Source organism: Heliomarina sp. (genome assembly GCF_052826185.1).
In genome coordinates this window covers 39338-55947 of sequence record NZ_JBRBUI010000027.1, presented here as the reverse complement: position 1 = coordinate 55947, position 16610 = coordinate 39338, and the positions used below count along the sequence as shown (strand labels likewise).

General features: G+C 56.4%; 16 protein-coding genes. 6 read left to right on the top strand and 10 right to left on the bottom strand.

Annotated elements, in window-relative coordinates; genetic code table 11:
- Positions 1 to 14: 14 nt before the first annotated feature.
- From ACU0FH_RS09090 to ACU0FH_RS09065, 6 genes are read right to left on the bottom strand one after another with little or no spacing between them, the layout of a single operon-like run.
- A complete protein-coding gene (locus ACU0FH_RS09090) occupies positions 15 to 1259 on the bottom strand; it encodes an ABC transporter substrate-binding protein (protein ID WP_446194315.1) in 1245 nt (414 codons plus the stop codon).
- A gap of 53 nt (positions 1260 to 1312) precedes the next feature.
- The gene (locus ACU0FH_RS09085) at positions 1313 to 2344 is read right to left on the bottom strand and encodes a branched-chain amino acid ABC transporter permease (protein ID WP_446194314.1); all 1032 of its coding nucleotides are present in this window, start codon (positions 2342 to 2344) and stop codon (positions 1313 to 1315) included.
- Positions 2341 to 3393 (bottom strand): branched-chain amino acid ABC transporter permease, encoded by a 1053-nt coding sequence (locus ACU0FH_RS09080; protein WP_446194313.1) that lies wholly within the window; start codon positions 3391 to 3393, stop codon positions 2341 to 2343. Before ACU0FH_RS09080 ends, ACU0FH_RS09085 begins: the two co-directional genes overlap by 4 nt.
- Positions 3390 to 4700 carry an amidohydrolase family protein gene (locus ACU0FH_RS09075; protein ID WP_446194312.1) on the bottom strand — a complete coding sequence of 437 codons (1311 nt, stop codon included), beginning with the start codon at positions 4698 to 4700 and terminating at the stop codon, positions 3390 to 3392. The genes ACU0FH_RS09080 and ACU0FH_RS09075 overlap by 4 nt, the downstream gene beginning before the upstream one ends.
- 42 nt (positions 4701 to 4742) lie before the next feature.
- Complete coding sequence (locus tag ACU0FH_RS09070) at positions 4743 to 5516, bottom strand: alpha/beta fold hydrolase (protein ID WP_446194311.1); 774 nt, start codon at positions 5514 to 5516, stop codon at positions 4743 to 4745.
- Positions 5513 to 6379, bottom strand: a complete 867-nt coding sequence (locus tag ACU0FH_RS09065; RefSeq protein WP_446194310.1) for a fumarylacetoacetate hydrolase family protein — start codon at positions 6377 to 6379, stop codon at positions 5513 to 5515. Before ACU0FH_RS09065 ends, ACU0FH_RS09070 begins: the two co-directional genes overlap by 4 nt.
- Before the next feature lie 252 nt (positions 6380 to 6631).
- Between ACU0FH_RS09065 and ACU0FH_RS09060 the strand changes: the two genes are divergently transcribed.
- Complete coding sequence (locus ACU0FH_RS09060) at positions 6632 to 7348, top strand: FadR/GntR family transcriptional regulator (protein ID WP_446194309.1); 717 nt, start codon at positions 6632 to 6634, stop codon at positions 7346 to 7348.
- Positions 7345 to 7836 (top strand): FadR/GntR family transcriptional regulator, encoded by a 492-nt coding sequence (locus ACU0FH_RS09055; protein WP_446194308.1) that lies wholly within the window; start codon positions 7345 to 7347, stop codon positions 7834 to 7836. Before ACU0FH_RS09060 ends, ACU0FH_RS09055 begins: the two co-directional genes overlap by 4 nt.
- Before the next feature lie 92 nt (positions 7837 to 7928).
- Here ACU0FH_RS09055 and ACU0FH_RS09050 read toward each other — a convergent pair whose 3' ends face one another.
- Positions 7929 to 8213, bottom strand: coding sequence for a GntR family transcriptional regulator (locus tag ACU0FH_RS09050; protein WP_446194307.1), 285 nt, complete (start codon positions 8211 to 8213; stop codon positions 7929 to 7931).
- Between the two features lie 448 nt (positions 8214 to 8661).
- Here ACU0FH_RS09050 and ACU0FH_RS09045 point away from each other — a divergent pair, with 448 nt between their 5' ends.
- Complete coding sequence (locus tag ACU0FH_RS09045; protein WP_446194306.1) at positions 8662 to 9576, top strand: sugar kinase; 915 nt, start codon at positions 8662 to 8664, stop codon at positions 9574 to 9576.
- Positions 9577 to 9998: 422 nt separating this feature from the next.
- Positions 9999 to 10661 (top strand): lipoyl(octanoyl) transferase LipB, encoded by a 663-nt coding sequence (lipB, locus tag ACU0FH_RS09040; RefSeq protein WP_446194305.1) that lies wholly within the window; start codon positions 9999 to 10001, stop codon positions 10659 to 10661.
- A gap of 15 nt (positions 10662 to 10676) precedes the next feature.
- On the opposite strand, the gene ACU0FH_RS09035 is transcribed toward lipB, so the two are convergent.
- Together ACU0FH_RS09035 and ACU0FH_RS09030 are read right to left on the bottom strand one after the other, a co-directional pair.
- Positions 10677 to 12323, bottom strand: coding sequence for an alpha/beta fold hydrolase (locus tag ACU0FH_RS09035; protein WP_446194304.1), 1647 nt, complete (start codon positions 12321 to 12323; stop codon positions 10677 to 10679).
- Between the two features lie 393 nt (positions 12324 to 12716).
- The gene (locus ACU0FH_RS09030) at positions 12717 to 13637 is read right to left on the bottom strand and encodes a cation diffusion facilitator family transporter (protein WP_446194303.1); all 921 of its coding nucleotides are present in this window, start codon (positions 13635 to 13637) and stop codon (positions 12717 to 12719) included.
- Between the two features lie 70 nt (positions 13638 to 13707).
- Here ACU0FH_RS09030 and ACU0FH_RS09025 point away from each other — a divergent pair, with 70 nt between their 5' ends.
- Positions 13708 to 14178, top strand: a complete 471-nt coding sequence (locus ACU0FH_RS09025) for a MerR family transcriptional regulator (protein WP_446194302.1) — start codon at positions 13708 to 13710, stop codon at positions 14176 to 14178.
- On the opposite strand, the gene ACU0FH_RS09020 is transcribed toward ACU0FH_RS09025, so the two are convergent.
- Positions 14175 to 14594, bottom strand: a complete 420-nt coding sequence (locus tag ACU0FH_RS09020) for an HIT family protein (protein WP_446194301.1) — start codon at positions 14592 to 14594, stop codon at positions 14175 to 14177. The genes ACU0FH_RS09025 and ACU0FH_RS09020 overlap by 4 nt on opposite strands.
- Before the next feature lie 223 nt (positions 14595 to 14817).
- Here ACU0FH_RS09020 and ctaD point away from each other — a divergent pair, with 223 nt between their 5' ends.
- A complete protein-coding gene (gene ctaD / locus ACU0FH_RS09015) occupies positions 14818 to 16491 on the top strand; it encodes a cytochrome c oxidase subunit I (protein WP_088631806.1) in 1674 nt (557 codons plus the stop codon).
- Positions 16492 to 16610 lie beyond the last annotated feature (119 nt).

The following is a 16610-nucleotide window of genomic DNA, read 5'->3' as shown; positions in this document are numbered from 1 at the left end:
GCCAGTCCGAAACATCAGGGGCAGCTAGGGTTTTCGCGGCTGACCGCGCCGAGCGCCCTGAACTCTTCCTTGTCAATGCCGAGGGTCTGATTGACCTGCGGCGTGGTCTGGATGAGCTTGTTCACGAGGTTGCCATCCGGACCCTCGACCACTTCGGTCAGGTAGATGTCGGCAATCGCGTTGCGATTTTCATCGAGTGAAACCTTGCCTGTCGGGGTCTCAAATTCTAGATTGGCAAGGGCTTCGCGGTAGGCTGTCGGGTCCGAGAGATCACCGCCGGTTTCCTCGAGCGCGAGCAGGGCTGCTTTCATCCCGATGTAGTACCCATGGGCAAAGAGCGAGGGCGACGGGAACGCACCATCAGTTTTCTTGTACTCTTCGACGAAGGAAAGCCACTCTTTGCTGTCATTGGTATCGGCTGTGGGACCGGCCGCCGGCGTTCCAATCAGGATGTCACGCAGGCGTCCTTCGGAGGTCAGCACAGTCTGGTCGACCGTAATGGACCCGCCGATTAGTGGAGCCTCGCCCCCGGCCTGCTGGTACTGGCTGAGGAAGTTCACCGCATCGGCACCGCCGAGCGCGACATAGATCGCATCTACCTCATCAGGAATAGCGGCAATGACCGACGAGTAGTCCTTGTTCCCGATTGGCACCCACGACTTTGAGGGAACCGTGCCGCCTGCATTGCAGAATTCAGCCATAAAGCCAAAGACCTGCGTGTAAGGGAAGGAATAATCCTCGGCTACGGTTGCGACGGACTGGTAGCCCTTTTCATTGTAGACATAGGTGCCCAAGCCGGCCATCCACTGCGCGCCGTCTGTCGAGAAGCGGAAGAAGTTGTCGGCCGGATCGCGGAACGTGGTGTCCTGCGCGGCGGATGATCCGTTGATGAAGGTCACATCGGGTTGCGTCTTGGCGTAGTCCTTGACGGCGATGCCTTCGTCCCCGGAAAGAGGCCCGACGAGCACCTTGACCCCGTCTTGTTCGACCAGCTTTCGTGCAGCGCGCACCGCGCTATCGGGAGAGGCATCCGAAGAGCCGCGAATGATCTCGATCTCATGTCCGGCAACTTCGCCGCCGAATTCGTTGACGGCAGTCATTGCGCCGCGCTCGCCGTCTTCGCCAAGCACGGTGAACGCGCCTTCGAAGGTAGCCAGCAGGCCGATCTTGATCGCGCCATCCTGTGCAAGCGCGATGCCCGGAAGCGTGAGCGCCGTGGACAGCGTCAGCGCGAGCAGGTTGCGTTTTGTGATCCTCATGTCTTTTTCCTCCCTGGAAGTTTGAATTGGATCGTCTTTCCGGAACCCTCTCCTCAGGAGTCCGGTCGTAATGAGTTCTGTTTCAAATAGGGTTTGGCCTTTTCCCAGAGGCCGAGCATGCCGTCAGGCGATACAAAGACTACGCCCAGGAAAACGAGGCCGATCAGGGTGTTGAAGCGTTCCGCACCCACGATATCGATGGCAAAGGTCTGCATCATAACGACAAGGATCGCGCCGAGGAACGGCCCGATGGGATGTCGCAATCCCCCGATGACGGCGATGATGAGAACATTGACCGCCGCGCCGACCCCGATGGTGCCGGGGCTGATACGACCTTGGAACCAGACGAGCAACACTCCGGCCAAGCCGGCAATCGCCCCGGAGAGAAACCAGGCAAAGACCTTGTGCGCGGTCGTGTTGTAGCCGATGGCGCGCATCCTGCGCTGGTTGTCGCGAGTCGCCTGAAGTGTGAGACCAAAAGTGGATTGCGCACCGTATAGGACAGCCGCGTAGCAGAGCGATGCTGTGCCAAGGCAGAGGTAATAGAAGGGCAATGGATCGCGCCAGTTGACGCCGAACACTTCGGGTGCGCGCAGACCCGCATAGCCCGGAAAACCGTTGAACAGAGTATAGTTTTGCTGGGCGAAGTAGAAAGCCGCTGTGGCGACGGCGAGGGTGATCATGATCGTATAGATGCCCTCGGTTCTCACGGCGATCAGCCCGATCAGTGCAGACGCTGTGGCTGCGAAAAGAACCGCGACTGGAACATAAATCCACCAAGGCCAGCCAAAACCCATTACGTCAGAACTATTTTCACCGAAAATCGCGACGCTGTACCCTGCTACCCCGACAACCGTGATTTGCGCGAGGCTGACCATGCCGCCATAACCCGCCAGCAGCATCAGCGAGAGCGCGATCATCCCGAAAATCAGGGTATAGGCGCCTATCTGGGTCAGGAAAAAGTCAGATGCGACGGCCGGGTATATGATCAGAAGGACGGCCAGTATGATGTTGCCCGCGCCGATATGCCGGATAAAGGCGGGCCCGGACGGGTTTGCATCGCGAAGGGTTTCGATCGAACTCACAGCCGTTTCCCCATAATGCCTTCGGGGCGGATTGCCAGTGTAACGACCATGATCACGAAGGTCAGGACGACGCCGTATGTCGGGAAATAGACGAGGCCGATCTGTTCGGCGAGCCCAATGAGCAGCGCGCCAATCGCGGCGCCGGTGATAGATCCCATGCCGCCGACGATGACGACCACAAGGCTTGCCAGCAGGTAACGGATGTCTTCGCCGGGCGCGACAGAGAGAGCAGATCCGCCGATAACACCCGCCAGCCCAGCCAGTCCGGCGCCAAGTGCGAAAACGCCTGCAAAGACATAGTGGACGTTTACGCCCGTGGCCGAGAGCATCTCGCGGTCATCGACACCGGCCCGGATCATCATGCCGATGCGGGTCTTGTTGAGGGTCAGCCAAAGCGCCACGCCGATTGCCACAGCCACGCCGAGGACGATCAACCGATACAGGGGGTACTTGAGAAAAACGAGCGTGCCGTTCGAGCGCTCTGCCGTTACAACCGGCAGTTTGATCGCACCGCTTATCCATTCAGGCGTCAGAATTTGATAGGTTCCGCCAGACCAGACAGCCAGCATGAGATCGGCTGCCACGATGGAAATGCCGATGCTGACCAGTGTCTGGCGCAGATCGTCGCCTTCGAGGCGGCGGAACACCAATATCTGCATGATCAGACCCACAAGAGCGATGGTGATAAAGGCGCCGGCGACCCCGATGAACCAGTTGCCGGTCCGGGTCGCGATTTCATACCCGACATAGGCTCCAAGCAGGTAGAGCGAACCATGCGCAAGATTCACATTGCGCATCAGCCCGAAGATCAGGGTAAAGCCGCTTGCGACGAGAAAGTAGAGGCCCGCGAGTGTCAGCCCGTTAAGGATCGCGCTGAGAAAAGCCTTTTTCGAGATAAGTATTGCGTCAAGCCAATCCGGCCATTGGGCGACGATCATCCATATGAGCACCAGTCCGACAAGAATGCCGAAACCGACCCAGATCTGCTTCCGGGTTGGCCCCTTCGGCGGGCTGGACAGCTCGTTGCGGAGATTGCCGGTTTCGCTCATGCGATCAGTCGACGCCTTTGTTCCTGTGCCTGAGGCGCCTTGTGAAACTTGCCGTCTTTCATAATCGCAAGGATGCGTTTCTGATCCTGAAGGATGCGGACGTCGGAAATTGGATCTCCGTCGATGAGGATGAGATCGGCAAGGTAGCCTTCCTTGATCAAGCCAAGCTCATCTCCCATCTGCATGATCTGGCCGCCATACTTGGTGCCGGCCTGAATCGCTTCCATGGGACTGAAACCCAGCATATCGACGAAGGTCTCAATGTCCTTGGCGTTGGTGCCCTGGGGGGTCCAGGCAAAGCCGTAATCCCCGCCGATGCAGATGCGGATTCCGCGGCGGTGCATCTTTTTCATCGTATCGATGCACATCTCCAATTCGCGTTCGTATTCCATCGCGATCGGCGATCCGGGTTTGATCCCCCATTCTTCGGCATAGCGTGCGGTATTGATCAGCCATGCGATGCCCGGCGCGACAAAGTGCCTGTCCTTGGCCGCTTCGAGCATGTCGAGGCTTTCCTCGTCAGCGAAGGAGGCATGGTAGATGTTCGTGATCCCGTGGCGGATACATTGCTTGACCGACCCCGAGGAACGGGCATGGGCCGATAGTGTCTTGTTGCGACAGCGGGCTTCCTGCACGGCCATTGCGACTTCCTCCTCGGACATGGGCGTTTCTTCGGCGCCCATTCCGGTGATCGCTTCACCGCTGAGGTTCAGCTTGATGCTGTCGACACCATATTTGATCAGAGTCCGGACGGTCCGGCGAACTTCCTCCGGACCTGAGACAACCAGTCCGAGGTTCAATCCTTCGTGCGGGATGTGGCTTGGCGCGGCATCGCCGAGACCGCCGACCGTCGTGATCTCGGGGCCCGCCGACAGGTAGCGTGGCCCGGGAAAACGGCCTTCATTAATAAAGCGTTTGGCCACGACATCCAGCCTCGGTTTTGCAGCGGCTGCCCCCCTGCCTGCGGTGAAACCAGCATCGAGAACGAGCTTGGCCATCTCCATGGTGACCAGCATGTGTTCTTCCAGTTCCATCATCTGGATCGGGTCGATGCCCGGCGCGTTGTTCCAGCTTAGATGAAGGTGCGCGTCGATCATGCCGGGCATCAGCGTCGCGCCCATCCCGTCGATTACCTTGGCACCCCCGTAAGAAGAGCCGCCAAACCGGGCACCCCCCCGGGAAATGCGCGAGATGCGGTTACCTTTGACGACGACCTCGCCAGTGTAAGGGTTTTCACCCGTTGCATCGAGCACGCGCACATTCGTGAAAACAGTCTCGCTGTTTCCGTTCCAATCCGTTTCAGCCATGTGTTCCTCCCAAAACTGGCCGCCTCCTGTGTGTCGCGCGCGTCAGATCCTGTGACGTTGCAGAAATTCCCGCGTCGCGTTTGCACAATCCCTTGGCCGTTCAATCGGGGTCCAATGGCCGCATCCCGGTATGATGCGAATTTCGGACCCCTCGATATTTTCATTAAGCAACCGGGCCATGCTGACCGGCGCGACAGGGTCATGTTCTCCAGTAACCAGCAGAACCGGCGCTTTGATCTTGCGCCAGTGCGCTGCTTTTGCGCCGGAGAGGGCTTCGCAATTCTGTGCATATCCCTCGGGCGGTTGCCGCATCAGGGATTCACGCACGAATGCTGCGGCGACCGGATTTTCGCGATGCGTTTCGGGCGCTAGTGTCGCTTTGGAAATCTGGTCGGCGACCTCGTCCATCCCGTTCTTACGAACGCCAGCGGCCCGGTCGAGCAGCCCCTTGCGGGCCGCATCCGGCGGTTCCGTCAACGCGCCGAAGAGCACCATCGAGGTAACCAGTTCAGGACGGGTTTCGGCCAGTTTCTGACAGACGAGCGTTCCCATGGAATGTCCAAGCAGGTGGCAGCGTTCCAAGCCGGTGGCTTGAATCCAGTCGGCTACGAGATCGACAATCACATCGAGGGTCAGCCGGGCATGCGGAAGCCCGGTTCGAGCAGCCCCCGGCATGTCCGGTCTGACGCAGCGGTATGTTGTCAGCTCAGGCATCAGAGCTTCGAATGTGTTCGACGATCCGCCCAACCCATGAATCATCACGACTGGATCCCCGTCGCCAGCATCGTCCGAAACAAGGGTGAAGCGGTTGTTCATGATGCCCGTACCGGGTTTTCGAGATAGCCGATCTGGTCGATTTCGACCCGGATGAGGTCTCCGTCCACGAGATACTTCGGTGGTTTGAAGCCGATGCCCACGCCTTCGGGTGTTCCTGTCGCGATGACATCGCCCGGTTTCAGGCTCACGCCAGCCGAGATGGTTTCAATCAGCGTCGGGATGTCGAAAATGAGATCCCTGACGGAAGCGTCCTGTCGCATTTCTCCGTTGATGGCGCAACGCACTCGCATGGAGTCGAGATCAACCTCATCTGCCGTCACGACCCACGGTCCCATCGGGCAGAACGTGTCCTGAGATTTACCGATCAGCCATTGACTGTATTTGCCCTGCAGATCGCGTGCGGTGACATCGTTGATGATGGTATAGCCCCAAACGTGGCCCATCGCCTCATTAGCGGAAATGCCACGCCCGCCTTTGCCAATAATCACGCCAAGTTCGGCCTCGTAGTCGATGGAGGTAGATACGTTTGGGTCAAGCCGCACCTCGGCACCCGGTCCGACAACTGTTTCCGGCACCTTGGAGAAGATAATCGGGTCTTTTGGGACCACAGAATTGGCGGCGCTTGAGTCGAAACCGCTGCTGGCGAATTCCTCTGCATGCGCGTGGTAGTTCTTGCCGACGCAGAAGATGTTGCGTGATGGACGCGGGATAGGAGCGCAAAGTTTCACCTGGCTTAATGGGATTGGCTCCATCTGCCGGGGCATCTCGCTCCTACCGATGAGAACAGCCACACCTTGCGCGGATTCCTCAAGGGTGAGGTCAAACGGGCGCACTGTACTGCCATCAGGATCGACAAGCCCAACTCGCCTTTCGGATTGAATTTCAAATGTGGCGAATTTCATCCGGCACTCCTCCCAAAGTGAACCGATCCATTTATTGGTTCAATATTTTTGTTCTGTAAACCCTATTTTGTTGCCTTGGTGAAATTTAGTAAGTATTGGATCAGGAAGTTTTTGAACTCGACTGCAACGATTTTCGCTTTTTCGGTCAGGACAGTACCTGTTCCCGTTGTCGGCCAGAATGTTATCAGCCTTGAAAAGTTCCAGAATCTGAGCCGGACACGCCATTGGTTCAGAACCTAGAAGAGGACCTCAATGTCGCGTGTGAAGTCCAAAGATATTACCCAGTCGCTGCGGGCGCGTATCGCAGAGGCAGAGTGGGGTGCAGATCAGAAATTACCGAACGAGAGAGAGCTGGCTCAGGAATATGGAGTTGCGCGGAATACGGTGCGCCGGGCGATCTCCGAGCTTTCCGAACAAGGCATACTCACGCGGCATGTGGGCCGGAGCACCGTCATCAACGAAACAGCCGTACTGGGTAGCAGCGATCTGTCTGATATCATCCGCAGTCTCAATGAAATCAGCCCCTTCGATATCATGAATATGCGTCTGATCATCGAACCTCAGGCTGCGGCCAGTGCCGCGACGATGGGTTCCGACAGCGAGCTCGAGGCGATGGAAGAGATACATCAGAAGTCGATCGAGATGGAGGATCGGGAGAAGTTCGAGAAATTGGACATGGCGTTTCACGAAGCCATCTTTGCAGCTACACGGAATGAGCTGCTCAGGAACCTGAACGAAATTTCGTGTATCGTTCGGCGGCGGTCGACCGTGGCGGCAATTCGCAAGAATGGGTTCAGCGAAGCGCGGAGAATCGAGAGTATCGCGCAGCATCGGTCGATCCTTGATGCGCTCAAAGCCAGAAATCCCGAAGCGGCGGCAGAGGCCATGAAGTTGCATCTTGCTGTGCGCAGCCGGAACATTTTTGGTGGAGATACACCCGACCATATGCCGATTGGACAGGTTCTATGAACGGGCCGGAGATCGCGGTCGTTCCGGAACATGATGACGATCAGGAATTGATGGGCGTCCTTCGGCGGATTGCCGGAACAAGCCCGCGGGACATCATGGAAGTGCGTATGATTGTTGAGCCAAAGGCCGCCGCTGTGTCGGCAGCCAACGCCCGGCCCGCCGATCTTGTGGCGATACGCAACGCGCATGATCTGGCTGTGGCGTCGATGGAATCCGGGACCTTCGAGGCATGGGACGGAGAGTTCCATAAACGCATTTTCGAAAGCACCCGGAATGATTTCCTGACGACATTGCACGATATTCTGAACGCGATCCGGATGCGAGAAAACTGGGTGGAGATCAAACGCCGTACCTTTGATCCCGAACAGCGCATTATATATTGCGATGAACATGCTGCCATCTACGCCGCAATCGAATCCCGTGATCCTGCGCGCGCTGCGAGTGAGATGCGCCGACATATCAGAACGATCAGCCGAAACTTGTTCTGACAGCAGAGCAAGATAACCGTTACAGGCTGGTCCCGTCGGGTCGCCGGTGGCCACTTTCCATTACGAAGCTTCGTTCTGACCGATATTTGCCGTCAGGATTGAGAGTGCTTTATCAACATTTTGTCGGCAACGCGGCGGATTCGAGGGAGCGCTGCGCGTCGCAGAGTTTGGAAAGTTCCATTGGAGCGAGGGAAAAAAACAAAGCTGCCGAGCTGCGGTTCGATAACAAGCAGGCCTTCCATCTCGCGACGGTCTATCGCGTTTCGTACAGGCGGGCAGCTGACCTGAATTTTCGAGGCGATTCGCGCTTCGGAAAGTTGGCTTCCGAGGTCCAAGTCATCCGAGATGATCAAGTTCCGTAGGGCTTCGGAGACCATTTCTTTCTAAGATTTAAGGCGCGAAATGGATCTCATACGGGTCTTCTCTCCGAGACTTTAGTCCACACCTGACGGCATACAAAATGCCGGATGTTGGAAAAGTGGACTAAAGCGTATTTTGCGCCCCGGTGATCTGATTGTGGGGTATATCGATGGCTGTGTTCTTGTACCCATCGTGCATGCAGAAGCGGTGCTGGAGACGGCGCGAGAGATAGATGAGCGCGAGTCGGAGCAGGCCGGCTGATCATCGAAACGGGATCCACGAAGAAAGGTCTTGAGAAATACTGGCGTATCTCATCCGGTAGCTTAGACCTGATTCAGCTGTCGGGTGCGTTGGCAATCGCAGGTTCAGCATCCGTAAACTCCGATCGCAGACCAGCCCTGCGCTATTAATAGAAACGAACCCGCGCTTCGCTTTTCGGGCGTGGCCAACCATAGAGAAGGCGATATGGCACCAGAATTACTATGTCTTGGAGAGCCTCTGCTGGAGTTCAACCAACAGAAGAATGGCACCTATCTGCCTGGACATGGCGGTGACACATCCAACTGTGCCATCGCTGCTGCCCGGCAAGGCGCGAGGGTCGGTTATGTGACCCATGTCGGTGCGGATACCTTTGGGGACAGTTTCATAAATCTGTGGGCCGAAGAGGGAGTCGACACCAAGACGGTTCGGCAGGTTAAAAATGCGCATACAGGTGTCTATTTCGTGACCCACGGCCCCGACGGACACCAGTTCAGTTATTTCCGTGAGGGCTCTGCCAGTTCCCGTATGGGACCAGCGGACTTACCTGTTGCTGCTCTTAAATCGGCAAAGATCCTGCATGTCTCGGGTATTAGTCAGGCGATTTCGCAGACGGCGGCGGACGCGGTTTTCGAAGCGATCGATATTGTGAGATCTGCAGGGGGGAGGGTGTCCTACGATACCAACCTGCGGCTCAAGCTCTGGCCGATTGCCCGCGCGCGGGCAGTTACCCATGCAGCGATGGCGATGTGCGATATAGCATTGCCCGGTCTTGATGATGCGCGGCAGCTGACAGGACTGAATGACCCTGACGCAATTGCGGATTTCTACCTTGATCTCGGCGCGGAAACCGTTGCCCTGACTCTTGGCGAGGAGGGCACTCTTGTTGCGACCACAGAAGAACGGCGCCGTATCATCGGTCGTCGGGTAAAGGCGGTCGACGCCACGGCGGCGGGTGATACGTTTGACGGCGCATTCCTTGCCCGCATTCTTGCAGGCGACGACCCTTTCGAAGCTGCAAACTATGCCAATGCTGCCGCAGCCTTGTCGACACAGGGTTATGGGGCCGTCGTGCCCATGCCGCGTCGAGAGGCCGTGCTTGAATTTTTATCGGAGTGCTGAGTGAAGTTGGTAGCCGTTATCGGCGGTTCTCGCGCCATTGGAGTCGCAGCGACCCTTGTTTAGGAGGGATGTTCCGTAACTGCGACCGGCGTAACACGCGAAGAGGTCCAAGCTTTTTGGTACCTATACGCTTGGGATTGCGACCGCAGTGCTTGATGTGACCTACAATAATGCTGTTCCGCTTGGGACAGACTATTTGCTGTGTAAAAGTCTTTTCCAAGATCGACGTGTGTCGATAACACTATGAGAAGTTTGGTCTGAGCGGAGACTACGTGGATCAATTTTGATTATTAGACCCTGATTGAGCAAGTATGCGCAGCCCATGCGGCACTTTGTAAACATGATTTTTTCCAGCGCGTGAGATCGTTCTCGAAAGGCGAACTGCTCTTTTCGCGATCATTCCATCGGTATACATTCGAGCGATGGAATGGATCATCTCAGAAGAACTTGTCCCTTATCAGGATGCGCTGGACTTTATGGAGGCGCGGGCGGGTGCCATCGCCTCGGGTACCGCTGGGGAGTGTATCTGGCTGCTTGAGCATCCGCCGCTCTACACAGCAGGAACAAGTGCGAACCCGAAGGATCTCAAGGAGCCGGACCGATTTCCTGTGATTCCGACGCGACGCGGCGGGCAATACACATACCACGGACCCGGCCAGCGCGTAATTTACGTGATGCTGGATGTCGGACGGCGCGGCCGGGATGTGCGGCGCTTTGTTCAGCAGCTCGAGGACTGGGTTATCCGGGCCCTTCAGGAGTTCAATATCACAGGGCATATCCGCGAAGGACGTGTTGGCGTCTGGGTCGAAAGGCCCGACAGGCCTAAGGGTTTCGACGGATCGGTGCAGGAAGACAAGATTGCGGCCATCGGGATACGGTTAAGGAAATGGGTCAGTTTCCATGGCATCTCGATCAATGTAGACCCCGATCTTTCGCATTTCTCGGGGATCGTGCCCTGTGGAATCGCAGAGCACGGGGTTACCAGTCTTGTTGATCTGGGTATGCCAGTGACGATGGAGGATCTCGATGTTGCGCTTATGCGGTGTTTCAAGGAAGTTTTTGAAACTCATAACGCCGAGGTTTGACGCGACGCTGAATAGTCAGCGGCCGTCGAAAAGCTCGTCTAGTACGTCGAGCACAAGATTAGGCTGATCGTAAAACATGAGCTGCCCGGCGCCGGGAACGATACGAACCTCGACGTTTTCCCGTCCTTTCATGGTATCAACCACGCTTTGTGCGGATACTACGGGGTCGATTTCGCCATTCAGGAAGATGCTGCGGGTCTTATTTTTACCGAGCTGGCCGCCCCAGTCCCGAACGACAAAATAGCTGTCGGTTTCAAAACCGGCCTGTCCCTGTTCAACTGTGAACCTAAAGCCAGATTGCAGCAGGTCGGCAAGTTGGTATTTTTGAATAATACCGTTGTCCCATGTGCCGGGAGCAAAAAGGGAGTTCATGAACTCTGTCACCTCTTTCCCGTCGATTTGCGCAATACCTGCACGCAGGACGGTCGGCAGTAAGGCGGGGGCAAAACGTGCGGTGTAGGCGACGACGCGCTGCCTTGGTGGCATGCTGCGGAACTGGCTCAGACGAGTGATGGGAGCATTGCCGGAAACGCTTAGCGTGCCGGCAACGAGGTCGCCCAGCCGAGTGGCAACAGTATGTGCATATAGACTGCCACCCAAGTGGCTCATAATGACGGGCCGGTCGAGTTCGAACCTTTCGATGAGTTCCTTGGTATGAAGGTAGGCGATATCGACGGCCTGATCGATACGATCGACGGGCGTCGATTTTCCGAAACCCGCGCGCACCGGCATTAGAACCTGAAAGTTCCGGTCCATGAATTCCGCCGCATGCCGTTTGAGCGGGGCTGGTCCGTCTATCATGCCGTGAAAGAAGATCACAGGGCGAGCAGAGCTGCTTCCGATCCGGAAGAGCTGCATCGTCATGCCGGTGGATTCCATCTGCAGGAGTTCGAAGGGCAGATCAATGTTGCTGCGTCTGTTCTTTCCCTGAGCGTCGTTCGTATTGATCAGGAAGACGACAAGGCGAATGAGATCCACCTGACTGGGAGCCCCGGTCTTTGAAAGGACGGATTTGGCTTGATTGCGAACCGTGTGTTCGGACCTGCCGGTTTGTTCGGCGATCTGCTTTAGGTTGTTGCCGCCCAAGAGATTTCTGACAAGTTCCACTTCTGCCCGGGATAGGCCAAAGGAACTGACCAGCATATTGCCTGCCGAGTCGCTCCACTGAAATTCGAGGCCCTCGATTGCAACAAGCAAAGTGGGTGTGCCGTGCTCGGTCGGAACGGGCACGATACGCGCCATGAGATGCCGCGGTGTCAATGCGCTCGATAGAACAACGGGAGGAACAGCGGCGCGCTTCAGTCGCGCAGAAGCGAAAAGTTGTTGCACAAGTTCCACGGAAACAGGGGTCAGCTCGGCGAGCATATCGTCCAGTTCAATGGCCCGGCCCAGCAGCTGCTTTGCAACATGACTCGCCGCCACCGACTTGCCCTCTGAATCGAAAAGGAGGGAGAAAACTGGAGACGCGGCAACTTGATCACTGACATTAGCCTTGGGGGGCGCGACCCGGCCTAGCTGTTCGAGAATATTGTAAGCGCGGGCGAAGTGCGCTTCGAGTTCCGGATCGACGTCAAGATCGATCGTCCCCGGTGGTTCGCTGCCGTCCTTGAGTGCTTCCTGACCCTCAAGCACTGCCTGAATATGATCTCCCCAAGCGTCCATGAACGAATCATAAAAGTCCGGCCTTATGACAGACTCATAAATCGCAGCGACGACTCGTTCCCGCGTCGTGGCCTCTGGTTGGTAACTTTTGGGTGAGTCCCGAATGATGCAATATCCCTATGAGTTGCGGGCTGCGGCTTAAACTTGATCGAAACAACTTTGGTACACGGCTTTTGACCCATTTGGGTCATGGCAAAAATATGCCGTCAGGTTAACAATGTTTTATCGTTCCTTTCGTGAGTGGCGATCATTTCAGTGACAATTTCAGGGCTATTTTTCCGCCCGTACCCATTTCAATACCTTCTACCGCTCCGGGTAACCGGAGCGGTTTTTAGCTCTCTATGTTACTGAGAACTTGTGTCAAAGTATCGAGATGTCAACTTCCGAAGTCTCTCAGTGACCGATGAGTTTCGGATTCTCGCAGATCAGGTCACCGTATTCGAACTCAAGAGTCGTATGGCTGATACTGAACGTGTCGAGCAAGAGTTGCTTGATGTCCTGCTTGATCCGGGTTTGCTTGATCAGATCGGACTCGGCGATGAGCACATGGGCTTGAAGCGCGGTTTCTGACTCCTCCATCTGCCAGAGATGCAGGTGATGGATACCTTCGACGCCGGGCGTCTTCAAAATTGCTTCAATGACTTCTTCAGTATGGATGCCGGGCGGGCTACCCAGCATCAGCACCCTGGTGACACCACCGATTTCCGCGTAGACATGCCATAGGATGTATCCCGCGATCATCAGCGTTACGACGGGGTCAACCCAGTCCCAGCCCAACACGATAACAGCAAAACCGGCGATGATGACTGCGACTGAACCCAGTGCATCCGCAAGGTTATGGAGGAAAGCCGCCCTGATGTTCATGCTTTCCTTTGACAACCTGTAAGTTAGCGCAGCGGTCACCAGATCGATGACAAGTGCAATGGACGCAATCGACACGACCATCCAACCAGCTATAGGCTGCGGGTCCAACGCACGCATGACCCCCTCGAACCCGAGGTAGAGCGCGATAACGACAAGCGTTGTATAATTGATGAGAGCGGCCACGACTTCGGCGCGTCCGTAGCCAAAGCTCATATTCGTGTCTGCCGGACGGCGCGCAATCTTGCGGGCCACGAATGCGATGATGAGCGAGATCGCATCCGAGAAGTTGTGCAACGCGTCTGCGATCAGCGCGAGGGAGCCGGAAAGTATCCCGCCAACTACCTGAGCGAGCGTCAGAAGCATGTTTACAGCGATGGCCCAAGCGACCTTGGCGTCGCCCGCATCGGGATTGATGTGGTGGTGGTGATGGTCAGATTGATCGTGTGGCATTTCGGGTCCTGGTACTTGTGCAGGCTCAAGGTAATTGCTCTAGTAACTAGAGGTTCAAGAGGTGATCTGAATGTTTTCGATAGGCCAGCTTTCCCGCCGAACAGGGGTGAAGGTTCCGACGATCAGATATTACGAAGATCGGGGTCTTCTCCCGCAGCCCGAGCGTTCATCCGGCAACCAGCGGCGCTATGATGAACATACGCTGAAGCTGCTGAAGTTCATCAGGCATACCCGTCAGCTGGGTTTGCCGCTGGAAGATGTATCTGAATTGATTTCCTTGCAGGAACAGAGTGGACCGGTGCTTTCAAAGGCCCATGAAATCGCATTGCGCCAGCGCGATCTTCTGCGTGAGCGTATTGAAGAACTGCAGAAACTGGAGGCGGAACTTGAGCGGATTTCGAATGCGTGCACGCATCCTCATCTCGAAGCGGAGCATGCGGGGGAATGTGCCGTCCTAAACGGCTTCTCGGATCACGGTTCGTGCGAGCATGCGCACAGGAGCTACCCGGTCGGAAGAAATCTGCCCAGAACGACGGGCTAGTCCAGAGCCTTGCGGATCTTGTCTGCAACCGCCGCAATCTGATCCAGATCTCCCATCTGGCCCGGAGGACGCAGTACGTCGCCCTGACGGCGGGGCAGGATATGAAAGTGGAGATGAAATACTTCCTGTCCGCCGGGCGCCTCATTGAACTGCTGAATGGTCACGCCTTCGGCATCCAATCCCTTCATCACGGCCTTGCTGACTTTTTGAACGGTGTTCATAACGCTGGCCAGTTGTTCAGGGCTGGCGTCGAGAACATTCCGGCAGGGGGTCTTTGGTATGACAAGACAATGACCATCGGCCCTTGGCATGATATCCATGAAAACAAGCGTGTCGTCATCTTCGAAAACGCGTGTCGCCGGCAGCTCGTCCCGCAGGATTTTTGCAAAGATATTGTCGTCCTGATACTCGGCCATCTCGTTTTCCCTGCAAGAAATCACGTGTTTCAATCTGTTTCTATTGGTCGTGACGAGCGGGTCAAGCGGCAAAACCTATCAAGGGGGCGCGTCAATATATCTTACTCTGGGACGATTTACGCCATTGAAGCACCAGTCAGGTCATTCTAAAACCTGCATGAATATGCAAGCGGCCGCAACAGGGCTGCGCGCCCATAGCCCATAGCTAACCAGGAGGTGCCCGATGGCAGACGCAGCCATTCACGGCCACGAACACGAGGACACACGCGGGTTTTTCACGCGCTGGTTCATGTCCACAAACCACAAGGACATCGGGGTACTCTACCTCATAGTGGCCGCAATTGTTGGTTTCATTTCAGTAGGCTTTACCGTTTTCATGCGGCTCGAGCTTTTGGAGCCCGGCGTTCAGCACATGTGTCTCGAAGGCGCACGTCTGTTCAGTGATGCGGCGCGCGAATGTACGCCGAACGGTCACCTCTGGAACGTTCTGATTACGGGCCACGGCATCCTGATGATGTTCTTCGTGGTGATTCCTGCGCTCTTCGGCGGATTCGGCAACTACTTCATGCCGCTGCAAATCGGCGCGCCGGACATGGCATTCCCGCGGATGAATAACCTCTCCTTCTGGATGTATGTTGCCGGTACAAGCCTTGCGGTCTGTTCGGTTCTGTCGCCGGGTGGCAACGATCAGCTTGGTGCTGGCGTGGGCTGGGTGCTTTATCCCCCGCTCTCTGTCCGTGAAGGCGGTATGGCGATGGACTTCGCCATCTTCGCGGTTCACCTTTCCGGCGCGTCGTCGATCCTTGGTGCGATCAACATCATCACCACCTTCCTGAACATGCGTGCCCCCGGCATGACCCTGTTCAAGGTGCCGCTGTTCGCCTGGTCGATCTTTGTCACGGCTTGGCTGATCCTTCTGTCGCTGCCGGTTCTGGCGGGCGCGATCACCATGCTGCTGATGGATCGTAACTTTGGTTTCACCTTCTTCGATCCGGCCGGTGGCGGTGACCCGATCCTGTATCAGCACATTCTCTGGTTCTTCGGCCACCCCGAGGTGTATATCATCATCCTTCCCGGATTTGGTATCATCAGCCACGTGATCGCAACGTTCAGCCGCAAGCCGGTGTTCGGTTACCTGCCGATGGTCTGGGCTCTGATCGCGATTGGCGCGCTGGGCTTCGTCGTTTGGGCGCACCACATGTATACAGTCGGTATGTCGCTTCACCAGCAGGCCTATTTCATGCTGGCGACGATGGTTATTGCGGTGCCAACAGGGGTCAAGGTGTTCAGCTGGATTGCCACCATGTGGGGCGGTTCCATCGAGTTCAAAACTCCCATGCTCTGGGCGTTTGGCTTCCTTTTCCTCTTCACCGTTGGCGGTGTAACCGGGATCGTGCTCAGCCAGGCTGCTGTCGACCGTTATTATCACGACACCTACTATGTCGTGGCGCACTTCCACTACGTCATGAGCCTTGGTGCCGTGTTCGCGATCTTTGCGGGTATCTACTTCTACTTCCCCAAGATGACCGGACGCATGTACCCGGAATGGGCAGGTAAGGTGCACTTCTGGACGATGTTCATCGGTGCCAACCTGACCTTCTTCCCGCAGCACTTCCTGGGCCGTCAGGGCATGCCGCGCCGCTACATCGACTATCCCGAGGCGTTTGCCTACTGGAACGCTTGGTCGAGCTGGGGTGCCTTCCTGTCCTTCGCATCGTTCCTCTTCTTCTTCGGCGTCATCATCTACAGCCTGCGCGCAGGCGCCAAGGTGACCGAAGCCAACCCGTGGAACGAATATGCGGATACGCTGGAATGGACTCTGCCGAGCCCGCCGCCCGAGCATACGTTCGAGATTCTTCCGAAGCAGGAAGACTGGGACAAGCACCACGCGCACTAAGCGCTGGGGACGCAAAAAAATCAGGAGCCCCGGCGTTTGCCGGGGCTCTTTTCATTTTTGGCCATCGAAAGTCCAGGTTTTATTGGCCGGGAATACTGAACTGGCCCTATCCATTTAGA

What these genes read in the sequence shown, in the direction of transcription:
- ACU0FH_RS09035 (WP_446194304.1), bottom strand. Translation starts at nt 12,323, where the DNA reads ATGGACGCTTGGGGAGATCATATTCAGGCAGTGCTTGAGGGTCAGGAA.
- ACU0FH_RS09030 (WP_446194303.1), bottom strand. Translation starts at nt 13,637, where the DNA reads ATGCCACACGATCAATCTGACCATCACCACCACCACATCAATCCCGAT.
- ACU0FH_RS09075 (WP_446194312.1), bottom strand. Translation starts at nt 4,700, where the DNA reads ATGGCTGAAACGGATTGGAACGGAAACAGCGAGACTGTTTTCACGAAT.
- ACU0FH_RS09055 (WP_446194308.1), top strand. Translation starts at nt 7,345, where the DNA reads ATGAACGGGCCGGAGATCGCGGTCGTTCCGGAACATGATGACGATCAG.
- ACU0FH_RS09050 (WP_446194307.1), bottom strand. Translation starts at nt 8,213, where the DNA reads ATGGTCTCCGAAGCCCTACGGAACTTGATCATCTCGGATGACTTGGAC.
- ACU0FH_RS09080 (WP_446194313.1), bottom strand. Translation starts at nt 3,393, where the DNA reads ATGAGCGAAACCGGCAATCTCCGCAACGAGCTGTCCAGCCCGCCGAAG.
- ACU0FH_RS09045 (WP_446194306.1), top strand. Translation starts at nt 8,662, where the DNA reads ATGGCACCAGAATTACTATGTCTTGGAGAGCCTCTGCTGGAGTTCAAC.
- lipB (WP_446194305.1), top strand. Translation starts at nt 9,999, where the DNA reads ATGGAATGGATCATCTCAGAAGAACTTGTCCCTTATCAGGATGCGCTG.
- ACU0FH_RS09025 (WP_446194302.1), top strand. Translation starts at nt 13,708, where the DNA reads ATGTTTTCGATAGGCCAGCTTTCCCGCCGAACAGGGGTGAAGGTTCCG.
- ACU0FH_RS09060 (WP_446194309.1), top strand. Translation starts at nt 6,632, where the DNA reads ATGTCGCGTGTGAAGTCCAAAGATATTACCCAGTCGCTGCGGGCGCGT.
- ACU0FH_RS09065 (WP_446194310.1), bottom strand. Translation starts at nt 6,379, where the DNA reads ATGAAATTCGCCACATTTGAAATTCAATCCGAAAGGCGAGTTGGGCTT.
- ACU0FH_RS09070 (WP_446194311.1), bottom strand. Translation starts at nt 5,516, where the DNA reads ATGAACAACCGCTTCACCCTTGTTTCGGACGATGCTGGCGACGGGGAT.
- ACU0FH_RS09090 (WP_446194315.1), bottom strand. Translation starts at nt 1,259, where the DNA reads ATGAGGATCACAAAACGCAACCTGCTCGCGCTGACGCTGTCCACGGCG.
- ACU0FH_RS09020 (WP_446194301.1), bottom strand. Translation starts at nt 14,594, where the DNA reads ATGGCCGAGTATCAGGACGACAATATCTTTGCAAAAATCCTGCGGGAC.
- ctaD (WP_088631806.1), top strand. Translation starts at nt 14,818, where the DNA reads ATGGCAGACGCAGCCATTCACGGCCACGAACACGAGGACACACGCGGG.